This is a genomic window from Enterobacter sp. N18-03635 (genome assembly GCF_004006055.1).
GTDB classification, from domain to species: domain Bacteria; phylum Pseudomonadota; class Gammaproteobacteria; order Enterobacterales; family Enterobacteriaceae; genus Enterobacter; species Enterobacter vonholyi.
Map to the genome: position 1 here is coordinate 2,119,602 of NZ_CP034769.1, position 17,195 is coordinate 2,136,796.

Consider the following 17,195-nt stretch of genomic DNA (forward strand, 5'->3'; position numbering starts at 1 on the left):
CGTGTACTGCCCTTTAACGCTATGACAGAACAACAAAAATTCACCTTCCCGATGCTCCTGCAACAGCTCGATTCTCTGATGCTGCGCGACAAACAGCGTTTCGCCCGCCGTCTGCACGGCGTTAAGAAGGTTAAAAATCCTGATGCTCAGCAGGCCATTTACCAGGAGATGGCGAAAGAGATTGAACAGGCGGCAGGGAAAGTCTTGCTGCGCGAAGCCGCGCGACCGGCGATTACCTACCCGGAAAACCTGCCCGTCAGCCAGAAAAAACAGGACATCCTTGAGGCCGTCCGCGACCACCAGGTGGTGATTGTCGCGGGTGAAACCGGTTCGGGGAAAACCACCCAGCTGCCGAAAATCTGTATGGAACTGGGCCGCGGGATCAAAGGCCTGATTGGCCACACCCAGCCGCGTCGTCTGGCGGCGCGCACCGTTGCCAACCGTATTGCCGAAGAGCTGCAGACGGAGCCGGGCGGCTGCATCGGCTACAAGGTCCGTTTCAGCGACCACGTGAGCGATAACACCATGGTCAAGCTGATGACCGACGGTATTCTGCTGGCGGAAATCCAGCAGGATCGCCTGCTGATGCAGTACGACACCATCATCATTGACGAAGCGCACGAGCGCAGCCTGAACATCGATTTCCTGCTCGGCTACCTGAAAGAGCTGCTGCCGCGCCGCCCGGATCTGAAAATCATCATCACCTCCGCGACCATCGATCCGGAGCGCTTCTCGAAGCACTTCAACAATGCGCCGATTATCGAGGTGTCAGGTCGCACGTATCCCGTGGAAGTGCGCTATCGCCCGATTGTGGAAGAGGCGGATGATACCGAGCGCGACCAGCTGCAGGCCATCTTCGATGCCGTTGACGAGTTGGGTAACGAAAGCGCGGGCGACATTCTGATCTTCATGAGCGGCGAACGCGAAATCCGCGATACCGCCGATGCGCTCAGCAAGCGCGACCTGCGCCATACCGAGATCCTGCCGCTCTACGCCCGTCTGTCAAACAGCGAGCAGAACCGCGTCTTCCAGCCGCACGGCGGGCGCCGCATCGTCCTGGCGACCAACGTGGCGGAAACCTCGCTGACCGTGCCGGGAATTAAATACGTTATCGACCCGGGCACGGCGCGCATCAGCCGCTACAGCTACCGCACCAAGGTCCAGCGGCTGCCGATTGAGCCGGTCTCCCAGGCGTCCGCTAACCAGCGTAAGGGCCGCTGCGGCCGCGTGTCGGAAGGGATCTGTATTCGTCTCTATTCCGAAGATGATTTCCTGTCGCGCCCGGAGTTTACCGACCCGGAAATTCTGCGCACCAACCTGGCGTCCGTTATCCTGCAGATGACCGCGCTGGGGCTGGGCGACATCGCGGCGTTCCCGTTCGTCGAAGCGCCGGATAAACGCAACATTCAGGACGGCGTGCGTCTGCTGGAAGAGCTCGGGGCGATTACCACCGACGAGCAGGCGACGGTCTACAAGCTGACGCCGCTGGGCCGCCAGCTCAGTCAATTGCCGGTCGACCCGCGTCTGGCGCGCATGGTTCTGGAAGCGCAAAAGCACGGCTGCGTGCGCGAGGCGATGATCATCACCTCTGCGCTCTCCATTCAGGACCCGCGCGAGCGCCCGATGGACAAACAGCAGGCGTCTGACGAAAAGCACCGCCGCTTCCACGACAAAGAGTCCGATTTCCTCGCCTTCGTGAACCTGTGGAACTACCTCGGCGAGCAGCAGAAAGCGCTTTCCTCGAACCAGTTCCGCCGCCAGTGCCGCGTGGATTTCCTCAACTACCTGCGCGTGCGCGAGTGGCAGGATATCTACACCCAGCTGCGCCAGGTGGTGAAAGAGCTGGGCATTCCGGTGAACAGCGAACCGGCGGAGTACCGCGAAATCCATATCGCGCTGCTGACCGGCCTGCTGTCCCACATTGGGATGAAGGACGCCGAGAAGCAGGAGTATACCGGCGCGCGCAACGCCCGTTTCGCCATCTTCCCGGGTTCTGGCCTTTTCAAGAAGCCGCCGAAGTGGACCATGGTCGCGGAGCTGGTGGAAACCAGCCGCCTGTGGGGACGCATTGCCGCCCGTATCGATCCGGAATGGGTGGAGCCGGTGGCGCAGCATCTGCTTAAGCGCTCGTACAGTGAACCGCACTGGGAGCGCGCGCAGGGCGCGGTGATGGCGACCGAAAAAGTGACCGTTTACGGCCTGCCGGTGGTCGCCGCGCGTAAGGTCAACTACAGCCAGATCGATCCGGCTCTGTGCCGCGAGCTGTTTATCCGCCACGCGCTGGTGGAGGGTGACTGGCAGACGCGCCACGCCTTCTTCCGCGAAAACCTGAAGCTGCGCGCGGAAGTGGAGGAGCTTGAGCACAAGTCCCGCCGCCGCGACATTCTGGTGGATGATGAAGCGCTGTTCGAGTTTTATGACCAGCGCATCAGCCATGATGTGATTTCCGCCCGCCATTTCGACAGCTGGTGGAAGAAGGCCAGCAAAGAGACGCCGGACCTGCTCAACTTTGAAAAGAGCATGCTGATTAAAGAGGGCGCGGAGTCGGTCAGCAAGCTCGACTACCCGAACTTCTGGCATCAGGGCAACCTCAAGCTGCGTCTGACCTATCAGTTTGAGCCAGGGGCAGACGCGGACGGCGTGACCGTCCACATTCCGCTGCCGCTGTTAAACCAGGTTGACGAGAGCGGGTTCGAGTGGCAAATCCCCGGCCTGCGCCGCGAGCTGGTGATTGCGCTGATCAAATCCCTGCCGAAACCGGTGCGCCGCAACTTTGTGCCTGCGCCAAACTACGCGGAAGCGTTTTTGGGCCGCGTCACGCCGCTGGAGCTGCCGCTGCTGGACGCGCTGGAGCGTGAATTCCGCCGCATGACCGGGACGACCATCGACCGCGACGACTGGAACTGGGATCAGGTGCCCGATCACCTGAAAATCACCTTCCGCGTGGTGGACGATAAAAACAAAAAGCTGCTGGAAGGGCGTTCGTTGAGCGAGCTGAAAGAGGCGCTGAAAGGCAAAGTCCAGGAGACGCTCTCTGCGGTGGCCGACGACGGCATCGAGCAGAGCGGGCTGCACATCTGGAGCTTTGGCCAGCTTCCGGAGAGCTACGAACAGAAGCGCGGCAACTATAAGGTCAAAGCCTGGCCTGCGCTGGTGGACGAGCGCGACAGCGTGGCAATCAAACTGTTTGATAACCCGCAGGAACAGCAGCAGATGATGTGGCGCGGGCTGCGTCGCCTGCTGCTGCTCAACATCCCGTCGCCGATCAAGTATCTGCACGAGAAGCTGCCGAACAAGGCCAAGCTGGGGCTCTACTTTAACCCGTACGGCAAAGTGCTGGATCTGATTGACGACTGCATCTCCTGCGGCGTGGACAAACTGATCCACGAGGCGGGCGGTCCGGTCTGGACGGAAGAGGGCTTTGCCCAGCTGCATGAAAAGGTGCGCGCGGAGCTGAACGACACCGTGGTGGACATCGCGAAGCAGGTGGAGCAGATCCTCACCACCGTGTTCAATATCAACAAGCGCCTGAAGGGGCGCGTGGATATGACCATGGCGCTCGGGCTGTCAGACGTGAAGGCGCAGATGGCCGGCCTGGTTTACCGCGGCTTTGTGACCGGCAACGGCTTCAATCGTCTCGGCGATACGCTGCGTTATCTGCAGGCGATTGAAAAACGGCTGGAGAAGATGGCCATCGACCCGCACCGCGACCGCGCGCAGATGCTGAAAGTGGAGAGCGTCCAGCAGGCGTGGCAGCAGTGGCTCAACAAACTGCCGCCTGCCCGCCGCGACGATGAAGACGTGCAAGCGATCCGCTGGATGATCGAGGAGCTGCGCGTCAGCTTCTTTGCCCAGCAGCTCGGTACGCCGTATCCGATTTCGGATAAGCGTATCCTGCAGGCGATGGAGCAGATTTCAGCTTAAAACCCTTGCCCGGTTTTCTCCCTCTCCCTGTGGGAGAGGGTCGGGGTGAGGGCATCAGCCCGCACAATTTTCACCCGTTCACAATCGCCAGCGTAAACCCATCCCATCCCTTAACCCCCACCGTTTGCAGCGCGGTGGCGGTTAAACGCGGATTATCCCCTATCATCTCAATAAAACGCCGCACCCCCAGCACGCGCGCGTCGTCGCTTTGCCCGTTAATGACCTCGCCATCGCGCACCACGTTATCGCCGATAATCACCGTACCGGGGCGGGAATAGTGCAGCGCCCACTCCAGATAGCCGGGATTGTTTGGCTTATCGGCATCAATAAAGATCAGGTCGAACGGGGGAACGTCGCCGAAATTCTCCAGCGAACTCAGCGCCGGGCCCTCAATTAATTCAATGCGTTCGTTTAACCCCGAAAGCTGAATATTCTCGCGCGCAACGCGGGCATGCGTGGGATCGGCCTCAAGCGTAATCAGCTTACCGTCCGGCGGCAGGGCGCGCGCCATCCAGATTGAGCTATAGGCACCCAGCGTCCCGATCTCAAGAACACGTCTTGCCTGCGTCATGCGCACGAACAGCGCCAGCAGCTGCCCCTGATTGGCCGCTACGTCGTGCTCGGGGAGCCCGGCGCGTTTGTTGTTTTCCAGAACCTGATTCAGTACGTCATCGTCAGGGATAAGAGAAGAAATCATGTAATTATCTACGGCAGACCATTTTTGTTGCATAGATTGACTCCTTGGGTTTTCTCCCTCTCCGTGTGGGAGAGGGCCGGGGTGATGGCATCAGCGCCCAAACCGGGTTTACGCGCTATTCCAGCCGCCGCCCAGCGCTTTATACAAATCAATCTGCGCAAGCAGCAGGTTGTTTTTCACCTGCACGACGCTGGTCTGAACCGAGTACAGCGTGCGCTGGGCGTCCAGCACGTCCAGATAAGAGGAGTAGCCGTTGCGATTGCGGTTCTGCGCAATGCGCAGCGTCTCCTGGGCCACCTCCTGCTGGGCAAGCAGCTCCGTCAGCTGTTCCTGATAGCGACTTATCGCATCAAGGCTGTTGTTCACTTCGGCAAACGCGTTACGCACGGTTTTTTCATAGGCGTAGAGCACCTGGTTACGCTGGGACTGAGAAATATCTACCTGCGCATTCAGCGCCTGGCGGTTCAGCAGCGGGGCGAGAATACTGCCCCCGACGCTCCAGAGCTGAAGCGGGTTGTCCAGCAGGCCGGAAAGGGTGCGATCCTGAACCGAACCGGTGGCGGTCAGGTTGATCGACGGCAGCAGGCTGGCGCGCGACGCCGCGAGCGAGGCGTCAGCCGCCACCAGCTGGCGTTCGGCCTGGACGATATCCGGGCGGCGGTTCAGGAGCGTAGAAGGCAGCTGTGACGGCAGCTTCAGGGGCGTCAGCGTCTCATAGCGTTCACTGCGAGCCACCGCGCCAGGATTGCTTCCCAGCAGCAGGCTGAGGGCATTCTCCTGCTGCGCAATCTGATGCTGCAACAAGGGAACTTGCGCCCGCGTTGAGCGCAGTTCGGAATCCGACTGCATTAGCTCCAGGCGTGAGCTGTAGCCCGTCTCAAACTGACGTTTCGCGAGGTTAAACGCCTCTTCGCGCGATTTCAGCGTGGATTCGGTCACGCGCAGCTGTTCGTCAAGCGAGAGCAGGGTGACGTAGCCGGATGCAACGGAGGAGGCAACGGTCAAATCCGCGGCCGCGGCGGCGGCTTTTTGCGCCGCCAGCGAGGCCTCGGCGGCATTGGCCGTGCTGCGGTTGACGCCCCAGATATCCACGTCATAGCTCGCCGTCAGGCTACCTCTGTACAGCGTGCCGTAGACCGGCAGCCCGGTCGCGGCGGACTGCGAACGGGCGCGCGTCCCGGTTACGCCCGCGTCAAGCGAAGGAAACAGGCTCCCGTCAGCTGCATAGACCCGCGCCTGATACTCGTTAATTCGTTCGCGGGCGATCAGCACGTCGCTGTTATTCTTAAGCGCCTGATCCACATAGTGATTGAGGTGGTTGTCATGAAAATTGCGCCACCAGAGCTGCTCCGCCGGGCTGGCAGGGCCGGAGACGGTGCGCCACTGCGCAGGAATTTGCAGCGTTGGCTGCGCCGGTTTTACGTCTGCGGACTGGCATCCGGCCAGCATGACCGCCGCCGCCAGCGCGGCAATCGGGCGAAGGATCATTACTTCGCCTCCCGCGTATCAATGGTCACCTGTACCGACATACCCGGACGCAGCAGCGCGGAGTCCTCAGGCTTACCGAGCACCTCAATGCGCACCGGAATACGCTGGGCGATTTTGACAAAGTTGCCGGTGGCGTTGTCCGGCGTGATGGCGCTGAACTCCACGCCGGTCGCCGGGGAGATGCTCTCCACGCGGCCCTGATACGCTTTGTTGTTCAGGGCATCTACGGTGAACTTCACCGGCTGGCCGACGCGCAGCTCTGCGAGCTGAGTCTCTTTAATATTCGCAATGACCCAGTGCTGAGGCGGCACCAGGGTGGTGAGATGGGTTCCGGCGGTCACGTACGCCCCGAGACGCACGGCGATCTGGCCGAGCTGGCCGTCGCGCGGGGCGATGATGCGGGTGTTTTGCAGGTCAATCTGCGCCAGCTCAAGCGCCGCTTTCGCGTTTTCGACATCCGCCTCCAGCGCGCCGCGGTTCACAATCACCGTCTGCAGATCCTGACGCGACATCTCAAGGGCGGCTTTCGCCTGGTCGATGTCGGCACTGCCCTGGGCGGCACTGGCCAGCGCCGCGTCGCGCTCGCGAATGGAAAGCGAGCCGTCAGAGGTCAGCTCTTTCACCCGCTTTAAATCCGCCTGGCTTTTCAGGCTCTGGGCGCGGGCATTTTTCAGCGCGGCGTCATTTTTGGCGATGACGGCTTCGGCGCTTTTACGCTGCTGCAGGTTGTTATTCAGGGCGGCAATTTTCATCGCCAGCTGCGCCTCGGCCTGATGCACGCGCTGCCGATAGATTCGGTCATCGATCTGCACCAGCAGGTCGCCTTTTTTGACCTGCTCAAAGTCCTGAACCTTGACTTCAGTGATATAGCCGTTTACCTGCGGGCTGATAAACGTCGTCTGACCGCGCACGTAGGCATTATCGGTAAACTGTGCGTGGCGGGTGAACGGCGGCAGCTGCCACGCGTAAAGGATCACCAGCACGCCAACAATACCGATGGCGGCGGCGGTAAAAACGGAAACAATGCGCACATTTTTGCGGGTGTTGGCCTGCTCTTTGGCGGCATCCTGCTGACTCATAAACTCTCCAGAACTCTATCAATTATTTGTTGCCGGTGGCGTTCTTCAGCGCCAGACGGGCAGTGATGCGCAGGCGCAGCAAGCGCCATAAAATCCAGACCAGCGTGGCGGCAGCGATGCTCGCCGTCAGCAGATAAGTATCGTTGTAAGCCAGAATATTCGCCTCCAGCGCGGTGACCGTTTGCAGCTGCGTTATCGCCTGGGTTCCCAGCAGCGCGCTGTCGCCAATCAGGCTTTTGTACATCTGGGTATAAAGCTGAATTCGCTCGTTGACCAGCGGGTTGAGCGTGGTGAGCTGGTCCGCCAGCAGGCTGGAGTGGTACTTCTCGCGCCATGTCTGGAAGGTGCCGAGGATCGCGGAGCCCAGCAGGCCGCCGAGGTTCTGGCTCATGCCAAACATCACCGAGAAGCTGACCAGGTTGCGCGGGTCGGCGATCACGCCGCCAATGGCGGCCAGCATGGCGGGCGCCAGGAAGAAGGCGCTGCCGAAGCCGAGCAGGAACTGGCTTACCATCAGCTGATCCGGGCGGGTCAGGTTGTTAGACTGGCTGTCCAGCAGCGAGGCAACAATCATCAGCGCCAGGGAGGTAATAATTGGCCACGCCAGTTTGGTGGGCTTGATGGTGAGACAGCTGGTGACGATCCCGCAGACGATCCCGGCGAAAATAGACCACGCCAGGTGCGTCATCTGCTCGTTCTGTAAGCCCACGTACTGCAGCCAGCCGATGACGCCGGTGTTTTGCTCTGCCAGCACGATACGGATCAGCAGCATAATCAGCCCCAGGCGGACGATGCTGCCGCTCGACAGCCAGCGGGTATTCAGCAGCGGGTTAGTGCGGTTATGTTCAAAGACGATGGCCGCCACAATCAGCACCAGCGATAGCGCCAGCGACCAGCCAATCCACGGCGCTTCGAACCACCAGTCAAGGCGGCCTAACGAGAGCACGGCGCAGAGCAGGGCCATCCCGGGGGCCATTAAAAAGAAGGTTATAAAATCCTTTTTCTCGAATACCTTGCGCCGGTCGCCCGGCGGCAGTTTTAAGGCTATCACGCAGGCCAGGGAGATCAGCGCCAGCCCCAGCTCGAAGAAATAGAGCCCGCGCCACTCGTCCAGCTGCAGCAGCTCGGTTGAAAACAGGCGCGCCAGCGGGATGGCGAGCGACGATCCGGTTATGCCGATGGTCAGCGCCTTCAGGCGGTGCTTCGCAGGCCAGGCCTGGATTTGATAGTAAATCCCCAGCGAGCTGAGCGCGGCGGCCACCATGCCGTGCGCGGCGCGCACCATCAGCGCCGAGCTGAGATCGTTAACGAACAAGTGGAAAAAGGTGACCAGCACGTACAGCACCAGAAACCCTTCCGTAAAGGCCCGCAAACCGTACTGCTGGCGGAATTTGACCAGCAGCAGGTTAATGGAGATGTTGGTCATCACATAGACCGCGGGCAGCCATGCGATTTCGGTCGACCAGGCGCCGAATGTCCCCTGCAAATTTTGCAGGTTGGCGGTCACCACCGCATTCCCCAGCGCCCCCGTCAGGCAGACCAGCAGGCCCACGACGCCGTAGGCAATGCGTTTTGGCGTACTGTGTTCGGGCGTGGAGGGCGAACCCAGCAGGGCGGGTTTCTCATGTGGCTGCCACTCGCGAGGAGCATAAGGGTCGCGTTCGGGCAGGCGCATAACGTCGTTTACCTTAGAAATGATTGAATAATTAGCGGGCTAGCGATTCTACGTCTGCCGCAAATGATAATTCAAGTGAATATGATTTATGCATGTTAATCAAATGATGAAGGGAAATTTAAGGAAAAAGAGCGGCCCGCAGGACGGGCCGGGAATGGTCAGAGACGTTCGGGCTGCGCCTGGATGAGTGTTGCACGCTTAACGCGGCTGGCGCAGAAAATCGCGATTAAGGAAATGGTTACCGTGACGGCAAGATACCAGGCTACCGGCACCCAGTCGCCGTCGTATTTCGCCAGCAGGCCGGTCGCAATCAGCGGGGCGGTACCGCCGGCCAGCGCGGCACCCAGCTGATAGCCGAGCGTAATGCCGGTGTAGCGCACGTGTGCACTAAAAATTTCAGAGCACAGCGTGCCGAGTACCGCCGTGACAGGGGCCCACAGCACGCCAAAGGCGATGACCGTCGCGAGCACGATGCCCCAGGTTGTACCTGTATTGAGCAGCATAAACCACGGTACGATAAACAGGCCAAGCACGAAGACGCTGATTGCGTACATGCGCTGACGGCCTATTTTATCGGAGAGCAGCCCCATCAGCGGGATCATAATGGTCGCCACCAGGGCTCCCAGCGTCACGGCCTCAAGCGCCTGTGATTTTTGATAGGCCAGCGTGCTGGTGGCATAGCTCACTACAAACGTAGAGAAGATGTAGAAGGGGGCGGTTTCAACCACCTTCAGACCGGCGGCGATCAGCACTTCACGCCAGTGATGCTTCAGCGTATCGCGCAGCGGGGCCTTAGCCACCTGACCGGACGCTTTGACTCTCTTAAAATCGGGCGTTTCATCAATATCCTTGCGGATCCACAGGCCGAGCAACACCAGAACCGAACTCAGCAGGAACGGGATACGCCAGCCCCAGGAGAGAAAATCCTCCTCGCTGAACAGAGTCATCAGCGAAACGATAAAGGTTGCCATCAGCATGCCGATGGTGACGCCCGCCTGCGGAATGCTGCCGAAGAAGCCTTTACGTTTTTCTGGCGCGTATTCATAGGCCAGCAGCAGCGCGCCGCCCCATTCACCGCCGATGCCCATCCCCTGAATGATACGCATCAGGATCAGCAGAGCGGGAGCCCACAGGCCAATCATCTCATACGTGGGCAGCAGACCAATCATGACGGTTGCACTTCCCATTAGTGAGAGGGTTAGAACGAGGGTTTTTTTACGTCCGATGCGGTCGCCAATATGGGCGAAAAGTACCCCGCCAATGGGGCGAATAAAAAAGGTTAATGAGAAAGAGAGATACGAGAGAATGAGACCGATCACCGGATCGACCATCGGGAAAAAGATCTTATTGAAGACCAGCGCGGCCGCCGTACCGTAGAGAAAATAGTCAAACCATTCAATGGCGCTCCCGGTAAGGCTGGCAATTAATACCTTTTTATTTTTTCGTAATACCGTCGTCGTACTTTCATGTTCTGTCATGACCTGAAACCCCGCCACGTTGATGATGAGAGAGAGGTGTCACCTGGCGCGCTTCAGGTGCAACCTGTGATGATGAAAAAGGTTGTGAAATTGTTAAGCAACTTAGGGTTGGATGTTGTTTTTGGCAAGCGAAGGGGGGATAAAACTGGTCAGATCACGGTGAAATAAGCAGCGCCGGGTGCTTTTACATAACGTCTGCACAATACAATGTTTTGTAAGGCTGGAAATCAAAAGCATAATAGGCAGGTGCAACCCGATGATTTTTGGATGTTTCTGGTTATTTCAGAAAATGATAAATTCGGCGCTTCAACAACGTGAGGAGTTCACCATGGTTCAGCCCCATTTTCCCGTTCTGGCGAATGCCACGCTGGCGGCCATCAATACTGTCGGCGTATGGCTGGCGCAGGACGAACTGAGCGTGACGCGTCAGGCCCCGGAGATAGATGCGGTGATTCTGGCTGGAAATGCGGTGATCCCAACCATTGACGTGGCCTGCCGTATTGCCGCGCAGAGAGAAATCCCGCTCCTGATTAGCGGCGGCATCGGGCATTCGACCACCTTTTTATATGCTGCCATCGCCAGTCATCCGCGTTACCACACCGTACCGGTCGCAGGGCGGGCCGAAGCAAGCATTCTTGCCGACATTGCGCGGGCGTTCTGGCAGATCCCGCAGGGGCATCTGTGGGTTGAGGATCAATCCACCAACTGCGGTGAAAACGCGCGCTTTAGCTGGAACATGCTGAAACAGCGTCATCGAACGGCCGGGCGGGTGCTGGTGGTGCAGGATCCGACGATGCAGCGCCGCACGATGGCGACGTTTGCCCGCGTTTGTCGGGATGAGTCCGAGTCACCGGAGTGGACAAGCCATCCCGGGTTTACGCCAACGCTGCAAAACGCAAAAGAGGGCGTGGAATTCGGTGAGGGCAACACCGGGCTGTGGCCCGTTGACCGCTATCTTTCTCTGGTTCTGGGGGAACTGCCGCGCCTGTATGATGACGCCAACGGCTATGGCCCGGCCGGGCGGGATTATATTGCTCACGTTGAATTCCCCGAGGCCGTCATGGCCGCATGGAAACAGCTGCAGCAGGATCCGGTCCTGAAGGTGACGCGAAAAATCATCTGAGCACGGAACAATTCCCTCGCCCCATTGGGGAGAGGGTTAGGGTGATGGGAAAAAATCACAGCGCCGCAAACTTATCCAGCGTCCGCACCAGTTGAGTGACGAAACCGTATTCGTTGTCATACCAGGCAACGGCTTTCACCAGCTGAAGTTCTCCCGCCTCTGACACCTCCGTCTGCGTGGCGTCAAACACCGAACCATAGTGCGAGCCAATCACATCTGACGACACAATTTCTTCGTCGGTATACCCAAACGATTTATTGCCCTGCGTCGCCTTTTTCAGCGCGGCGTTGATCTCCTCAACGGTGACTTTCTTGCCCAGAATGGCCACGAGCTCGGTTACCGAACCTGTTTTTACCGGCACGCGCTGCGCGTGGCCCTTAAGTTTGCCGCTGAGCGCAGGGATCACCAGGCCAATGGCTTTGGCGGCACCCGTGGTGTGCGGAATAATGTTCTCTGCCGCCGCCCGGGAGGCGCGAAGGTCTTTCCCGCGCGGGCCATCTACCAGCGCCTGCGTACCGGTATAGGCGTGAATGGTGGTCATGGTGCCCACCTTAATTTCAAACGCATCGTTCAGGGCTTTCGCCAGCGGAGCGAGGCAGTTGGTGGTGCAGGAGGCGACGGAGATGATGGTATCACTGGCGTCAATGGTGTCGTCATTAACGCTGTAGACGATAGTTTTCATGTCACCCGCAGGCGCAGAAATCAGCACTTTCTTCGCGCCGGCGTCCAGGTGCGCCCGTGATTTCTCTTCAGAAGTATAAAAGCCGGTGCACTCCACGACGATATCCACACCTGCGGCTTTCCACGGAATGTGCTTCGCCTCTTTCTCGGCGTACACCGCAATGGTTTTACCGTCCACAATCAGCGCATCCTCGGTGAAGTCCACGCTCCACGGGAAGCCACCGTAGTTGGAATCATGCCTTAGCAGGTAGGCCAGCACTTTCGGGGAGGTGAGGTCGTTGATGGCGACGACGGTATTACTGTCCTGGGTTTCAAGAAGGCGACGCAGTACAAGGCGCCCAATGCGTCCAAAGCCGTTAATGCCAATTTTACTCATGGTGTTCTCCTGTAAACGTGTCGATGCGACAGTTTGAACTCATCCAGGCTTAGACCATCACGGGCAGGGCGGCAATTGAAGATGCTTCATGCGGGAGGAAGTATTTGAAAAACCATACAGAAAAGTTAATGAATTTTTAAGGAAAGGGGATTATGTTGGCGCGGTAACTGTTTTTAATCGAGAAATCACATGCGCACTAAATATACAAGCCTGCAAATCGGCATCCACTGGCTGGTGTTTCTGTTAATCATCGTCGCCTACTGCGCCATGGAGTTCAGAGGTTTCTTCCCGCGCACCGCGCGCCCGGCGATCAACATGATCCACGTCTCTTGCGGTATCAGTATCCTGGTGCTGATGGTGACGCGTCTTCTGGTTCGCCTGAAGTTCCGCGCGCCACCGATTCAACCGAAGCCAAAAGCGATGGTGACGGGGATGTCCCATCTGGGGCATCTGGTGGTTTATCTGCTGTTTATTGCGCTGCCGCTGATTGGCATTGTGATGATGTATAACCGGGGCAGCGACTGGTTTGCTTTTGGCCTGACGATGCCGCATGCGGCAGAGTCAAATTTTGACCTGGTTGATGTGCTGAAAGAGTGGCACGAAACGCTGGCAAATCTGGGCTATTTTGTGATTGGCCTGCACGCCGCGGCGGCGCTGATGCACCACTATTTCTGGAAAGATAATACCCTTCTGCGCATGATGCCGAAAAAGCGTTCGTAGTCTTTAACGCTTGCCGGGTGACGATGCGCCACCCGGCTTGTTTTTTAACCCAGCAAAGCACGCTCTTCGGCAGTTAACGCCAGCCCCTGAGTTGACCCCGTCTCCGACGACTTCACCGCCGCTTCCAGCACGGCCATCACCGCTAATGCCTCAACAGGATGGACAGGATTGGCGATTTCCCCGCGTAGCGCATCACGCACGTTAATATAGTACTGTCGCTGATCGCCTTTCGGGGTAGGGATCGTCTGCGGCGCGCCGTCAGCGCCGAAGAACACCATACTGTCGCTGTCTTCGCCCCAGGTTTCACTGCCGGGAGTCACCCCTGCGAGCAGCTGTGCTTCCTGCTGATCGATTCTGGCCTTCACCACGCTGCCCTTGTCCCCGTGGACGGCAAAGCGCGCCGTACCGCCTGCCACCAGCATGCTGGCGTGCAGAATCACCTTATGCTCCGGGTAGTTTAAGACCACGTGCGCCCAGTCGTTAACTTCTGCGCCGTCGCGCAGCGTCGCGATATTCCCCTGAACCGACTGCGGCAGGCCAAAGAGCTGCAGCGTCTGGTCGATAAGATGAGGCCCCAGGTCAAACCACAGGCCGCTCCCGGGGACATTCTGCTCGCGCCAGCGCACGCGCACTTCCGGGCGGAAGCGGTCAATGTGCGATTCAAGGTGTTTGACCTTGCCGAGCGTGCCTTGCTCAATAACCTGCTTAATGCCGAGGAAATCGCTGTCCCAGCGGCGGTTGTGGAAGACGGAGAGCAGCAGCTGCTTTTCCTCCGCCAGCGCAATCAGGTCGCGGGCTTCCTGCATGTCGAGGGTGAAAGGCTTATCCACGACCACGTGTTTACCAGAGTTCAGGGCCAGCGTCGCCAGCGGGGCGTGCGTGGCGTTGGGGGAGGCAATCACCACCAGGTCAACATCAGGATGCTGAATAGCCTCTTCAGGGGTGGCGACCACCTGTACGTCCGGCAGATCGCGTTTTACCTTCTCTTCATCGCGAGAAGAGACAACTGCCAGCTTAAGCCCGTCCACAGACTGGATCAGCGGGGCATGGAAGGTTTTCCCGACAAATCCATACCCGATCAGCGCAATGTTGATTGTTTGAACTTTACTCATGACCTTCTCCACGTTAATTCGCGCACACCGTGACCTGCAATGCGCCAGAGTCCCCAAGCTCAGGCCAGGGACGATCTAAAAAGAGTTGTTGAATGTTGGATAACCCGGAAACCAGATACGGCTCGCAGCGGTTAATTTTCAGATGATCGGCGACAATCCAGTGCACGTGGCTTGCGTCGAGCATTGCGCGTTTAACCTCGGCATCCGCTTCTTTACCGGCGCTCAGACCGAGTTCGGCATGAATGGCGCACGCCCCGAGGATGGCGATATCTGCCCGATAACGGGACAGCAAAGATAACGTGGCGCTTCCGGCAAACAGGCGCTGCTGGTGGTCCCATTTGCCGCCGAGCAGGATCAGCTCAACGTCTTCCCGGTCGCTAAAGTGCTGGGCGATATCCAGCGACGTGGTAATGACGGTGAGCGGCCCCTGAAGAAAGGTGGCGACGGCCATCACCGTGCTCCCGGCATCCAGAAAAAGGGTGGAGCCCGGTGGAACCTGCTGTGCGACCTGCTTACCCAGGCGCTGTTTGGTCTCCGGCAGCAGCGTATTGCGGCCCTGACGGTTCATGGCGGAGAGATTCAACACGATGGCTCCGCCGTGGTTCTTCTGCGCCAGGCCCTGGTTCTCCAGGTCGGTCAGATCCCGACGGATGGTATCGGCTGAAACCTGCAGCTTTTCGGCCAGCTCGGAGATGCTGGCCTGGCCTTGCTCGCTCAGGATATCCAGAACGTAGCGTTGACGAGCGGTTTTGTGCATGGGGGTGCATTCCTGCAAAATGTCGCAATAGTTTGCATAATACAGCATTTTAACGCAGAGAGAAGGGCAATGTCGTTTTGATGTCGGGGAGTGAGGTGATGATTCAGATGCGTGATTATTAAAATTTTATTAAACAGGTATAAGCAAGCCGTTCTGAATGTTAATCATAATGTTATTGTTATGTTTTATTTAACAGTTTGGGTTATGTAACCACTGCACCATCATTGTCTGGGTTTTAATTCTGTTAAATGGTGATAGTTCGGTTTTTAATTACTTTAATTAGTTTTTTAATAGCATTAAATTTTAACTGGGTCTGTTTGGCTACTTAAATTGACACTTCTTTGAAAATCTTTGTGTCTGACCCGAGCGGAAATTAACGCAAAAATGTGCAGGGAGCAAATTAAGAATTTTCCTTAAATAACAGTCGGTTTATATGTTTCATCTGAAAGGTCATTTTAAGAGTTTTGTCCAGAAACCCCATATTTTTTCTTAATTGTAACACCGCCTTAACATTGAGGGTGTAGTGGCCTAAAACACATTTTGTTATGCTGCCAACCAGTTTAGGAAATAAGTAAATTCTTAATTTAAATAAGACGCAGGCAGATCTCATCTCCAGAGGAAATGGGTATGGGGGAGTTTTACCTAAAATACGGCAAGGATGCTAAATAAGATATTTGTCTAATTATCTATACCTCTTTTTGGGTAATTGCTTCAGTGTCACTCAGAGTCAGGGAGATAACAATGACGATATTACGAAAGCCTATGTTACGCCGATTTACAGCAGCACTGGCATTCATTTCATTAGCCATAAATACGGCGTACGCCAATAGCAGTCAGGTGGGCATTGCCCCGGTTGCCACGACAACCTTAAAAGAAAGTGTTCTTTTTGCTATCGACCGCGATCCGTCTATTAGTCAGCAGGCCGCACAATTAGGTATTGGCCAGGCACAAATAGATGAAGCGCGCAGCGGCTGGATGCCGCAAATATCGTTGAACGGGAGTACAGGGCACAGCCAGACCACCGATTCCAGCGGGTCGCTGAAGAATTCGGCCGCCTGGGGGCTGAGCCTGACGCAGCTGCTGTACGATTTTGGCAAGACCAATAACAGCATCAGCCAGTCTTCCGCCCAGCGCGATAGCTATCGCTATCAGCTGATGGGCACGCTCTCTGACGTGGCGGAAAAAACGGCGCTGAGCTACGTCGAGGTCAAACGCTATGCCGATCTGCTGCAGGCGGCAAAGGAGAACGTTCAGGCGCTGAAAAACGTTGAGCAGCTGGCAAAGCTGCGCGCCGACGCGGGCGTGAGCTCGACCTCCGATGAGCTCCAGACCCGCACGCGTATTGCCGGCATGCAGGCGACGGTCGCGCAGTATCAGGCCGCCTTAAACAGCGCCCGCGCGCGGCTTGCGGTATTAACCGGTATGCAGGCAGAAAACTATTCGCCTGTACCCGCAAACCTCGCGGTTGAACCTGATTCGCTCAACCGCATTGATTACTCGCTGATACCGGCGGTTATGGCCGCGCAAAACATGGAGCGCTCTGCCCAGTACGGCGTGGAAACGGCGAAGTCCCAGCACTGGCCGACGTTAAGCCTGAAGGGCGGGCGCACCCGTTATGAATCGGACAACCGTTCGTACTGGGACGACCAGATCCAGCTCAATATTGACGCACCGCTTTATCAGGGGGGCGCAGTTTCCGCACGAGTGCGGCAGGCTGAAGGAGCACGAGCGATGGCCTCCTCTCAGGTCGATCAGGCGCGTTTCGACGTCCTGCAAAAAGCCTCCGTCGCGCAGGCGGACTGGACCGGCGCACGGGGAAGAATGGAGGCCGGGAAGCAGCAGCTGGAAAATGCCCTGCGCGCCCGGGATGTTTATAAAAATGAGTACACCCTGAGCAAGCGGAGCATTAACGATCTGCTCAGCGTTGAGCAGGATGTCTGGCAGGCTACTTCGGCGAAAATAATCGCTGAGTATGATGGCTGGAGTTCGGCAATTAATTATGCTTCCGCGGTTGATAATTTAATGCCGCTTATTGGAATAGAGAAAAACGCTGCCGCAAAATTACCCGATTTGAGTTAATAAAAG

12 protein-coding genes are annotated in these 17,195 nt (G+C 57.5%); 4 read left to right on the plus strand and 8 right to left on the minus strand.

Annotated features, from left to right (window positions below):
* Positions 1-21: 21 nt before the first annotated feature.
* Positions 22-3,924, plus strand: a complete 3,903-nt coding sequence (gene hrpA / locus ELK40_RS10920; RefSeq protein WP_127730753.1) for an ATP-dependent RNA helicase HrpA — start codon at positions 22-24, stop codon at positions 3,922-3,924.
* Positions 3,925-3,994: 70 nt separating this feature from the next.
* Here hrpA and ELK40_RS10925 read toward each other — a convergent pair whose 3' ends face one another.
* From ELK40_RS10925 to ELK40_RS10945, 5 genes are all read right to left on the minus strand, one after another.
* Entirely contained in the window at positions 3,995-4,654 is a 660-nt protein-coding gene (locus ELK40_RS10925) for an O-methyltransferase (RefSeq protein WP_127730755.1), read from the minus strand.
* Positions 4,655-4,729: 75 nt separating this feature from the next.
* Positions 4,730-6,109 carry an efflux transporter outer membrane subunit gene (locus tag ELK40_RS10930; protein ID WP_127730757.1) on the minus strand — a complete coding sequence of 460 codons (1,380 nt, stop codon included), beginning with the start codon at positions 6,107-6,109 and terminating at the stop codon, positions 4,730-4,732.
* Positions 6,109-7,188, minus strand: a complete 1,080-nt coding sequence (locus tag ELK40_RS10935; RefSeq protein ID WP_111964667.1) for an HlyD family secretion protein — start codon at positions 7,186-7,188, stop codon at positions 6,109-6,111. Before ELK40_RS10935 ends, ELK40_RS10930 begins: the two co-directional genes overlap by 1 nt.
* Positions 7,189-7,210: 22 nt before the next feature.
* A complete protein-coding gene (locus ELK40_RS10940; RefSeq protein WP_127730759.1) occupies positions 7,211-8,863 on the minus strand; it encodes an MFS transporter in 1,653 nt (550 codons plus the stop codon).
* 158 nt (positions 8,864-9,021) lie between these two features.
* Complete coding sequence (locus tag ELK40_RS10945) at positions 9,022-10,341, minus strand: MFS transporter (RefSeq protein WP_127730763.1); 1,320 nt, start codon at positions 10,339-10,341, stop codon at positions 9,022-9,024.
* Between the two features lie 328 nt (positions 10,342-10,669).
* On the opposite strand from ELK40_RS10945, the gene ELK40_RS10950 reads away from it, so the two are divergent.
* Entirely contained in the window at positions 10,670-11,464 is a 795-nt protein-coding gene (locus ELK40_RS10950; protein ID WP_127730765.1) for a YdcF family protein, read from the plus strand.
* A 55-nt stretch (positions 11,465-11,519) separates the two neighbouring features.
* Here ELK40_RS10950 and gap read toward each other — a convergent pair whose 3' ends face one another.
* Positions 11,520-12,521: a type I glyceraldehyde-3-phosphate dehydrogenase gene (gene gap, locus ELK40_RS10955; protein WP_023311641.1), complete on the minus strand. Its 1,002-nt coding sequence runs from the start codon at positions 12,519-12,521 to the stop codon at positions 11,520-11,522.
* Positions 12,522-12,710: 189 nt separating this feature from the next.
* On the opposite strand from gap, the gene cybB reads away from it, so the two are divergent.
* Complete coding sequence (cybB, locus tag ELK40_RS10960; protein ID WP_127730767.1) at positions 12,711-13,241, plus strand: cytochrome b561; 531 nt, start codon at positions 12,711-12,713, stop codon at positions 13,239-13,241.
* 44 nt (positions 13,242-13,285) lie between these two features.
* Here cybB and ELK40_RS10965 read toward each other — a convergent pair whose 3' ends face one another.
* Entirely contained in the window at positions 13,286-14,353 is a 1,068-nt protein-coding gene (locus ELK40_RS10965; RefSeq protein ID WP_127730769.1) for an oxidoreductase, read from the minus strand.
* A gap of 13 nt (positions 14,354-14,366) precedes the next feature.
* On the minus strand, positions 14,367-15,110 hold the full coding sequence (locus tag ELK40_RS10970; protein WP_127730770.1) for a DeoR/GlpR family DNA-binding transcription regulator: 744 nt from the start codon (positions 15,108-15,110) through the stop codon (positions 14,367-14,369).
* 741 nt (positions 15,111-15,851) lie between these two features.
* On the opposite strand from ELK40_RS10970, the gene ELK40_RS10975 reads away from it, so the two are divergent.
* Complete coding sequence (locus ELK40_RS10975) at positions 15,852-17,189, plus strand: TolC family outer membrane protein (protein ID WP_127730772.1); 1,338 nt, start codon at positions 15,852-15,854, stop codon at positions 17,187-17,189.
* Positions 17,190-17,195: the final 6 nt, after the last annotated feature.

What these genes read in the sequence shown, in the direction of transcription:
- hrpA (WP_127730753.1), top strand. Translation starts at nt 22, where the DNA reads ATGACAGAACAACAAAAATTCACCTTCCCGATGCTCCTGCAACAGCTC.
- ELK40_RS10925 (WP_127730755.1), bottom strand. Translation starts at nt 4,654, where the DNA reads ATGCAACAAAAATGGTCTGCCGTAGATAATTACATGATTTCTTCTCTT.
- ELK40_RS10930 (WP_127730757.1), bottom strand. Translation starts at nt 6,109, where the DNA reads ATGATCCTTCGCCCGATTGCCGCGCTGGCGGCGGCGGTCATGCTGGCC.
- ELK40_RS10935 (WP_111964667.1), bottom strand. Translation starts at nt 7,188, where the DNA reads ATGAGTCAGCAGGATGCCGCCAAAGAGCAGGCCAACACCCGCAAAAAT.
- ELK40_RS10940 (WP_127730759.1), bottom strand. Translation starts at nt 8,863, where the DNA reads ATGCGCCTGCCCGAACGCGACCCTTATGCTCCTCGCGAGTGGCAGCCA.
- ELK40_RS10945 (WP_127730763.1), bottom strand. Translation starts at nt 10,341, where the DNA reads ATGACAGAACATGAAAGTACGACGACGGTATTACGAAAAAATAAAAAG.
- ELK40_RS10950 (WP_127730765.1), top strand. Translation starts at nt 10,670, where the DNA reads ATGGTTCAGCCCCATTTTCCCGTTCTGGCGAATGCCACGCTGGCGGCC.
- gap (WP_023311641.1), bottom strand. Translation starts at nt 12,521, where the DNA reads ATGAGTAAAATTGGCATTAACGGCTTTGGACGCATTGGGCGCCTTGTA.
- cybB (WP_127730767.1), top strand. Translation starts at nt 12,711, where the DNA reads ATGCGCACTAAATATACAAGCCTGCAAATCGGCATCCACTGGCTGGTG.
- ELK40_RS10965 (WP_127730769.1), bottom strand. Translation starts at nt 14,353, where the DNA reads ATGAGTAAAGTTCAAACAATCAACATTGCGCTGATCGGGTATGGATTT.
- ELK40_RS10970 (WP_127730770.1), bottom strand. Translation starts at nt 15,110, where the DNA reads ATGCACAAAACCGCTCGTCAACGCTACGTTCTGGATATCCTGAGCGAG.
- ELK40_RS10975 (WP_127730772.1), top strand. Translation starts at nt 15,852, where the DNA reads ATGACGATATTACGAAAGCCTATGTTACGCCGATTTACAGCAGCACTG.